Source organism: Pseudoalteromonas sp. S558 (genome assembly GCF_005886635.1).
GTDB lineage: Bacteria > Pseudomonadota > Gammaproteobacteria > Enterobacterales > Alteromonadaceae > Pseudoalteromonas > Pseudoalteromonas aliena.
The window spans coordinates 1-331 of record NZ_PNDU01000671.1 but is presented as its reverse complement, the minus strand read 5'-3'; the positions used below and the strand labels follow the sequence as shown (position 1 = coordinate 331).

Annotated in this window: 1 pseudogene; it reads left to right on the top strand. The window is 31.1% G+C overall.

The features are described from left to right. Positions 1 to 23 precede the first annotated feature (23 nt). Positions 24 to 331 (top strand): annotated as a pseudogene (locus CWB66_RS21890) (TIGR03503 family protein); the annotation flags it as partial.

The window sequence follows — 331 nt, the reverse complement described above, 5'->3', positions numbered from 1 at the left end:
TTGAAATAGAAAGAACGATTGAATTGATTCCAGAAATTCCAGTTGCCAGTGTTAGCGAAGCAGAAATTATTCTTGTGCCAGTTGTAAAACCAAAAGTAATGTCCACGGGATTAATGGTTAGTTTAATTGTTGGTGGAAATTTGGCCATTTTATTTATAGGTTGGTTATGTTTTCGTGTTTTTGTGCAGAACAAACCATTAAAACTTAAATTGAATTTAGCTTTTTTTAATAAAAAGAAAGCTGTTGAGTCAAAAAAAGCTGAACAGCAAAAATCAGATGAACCAGAAAATAGCTCAAAAAATGATAAATCAGGTGGAATTTTAAACCTTTC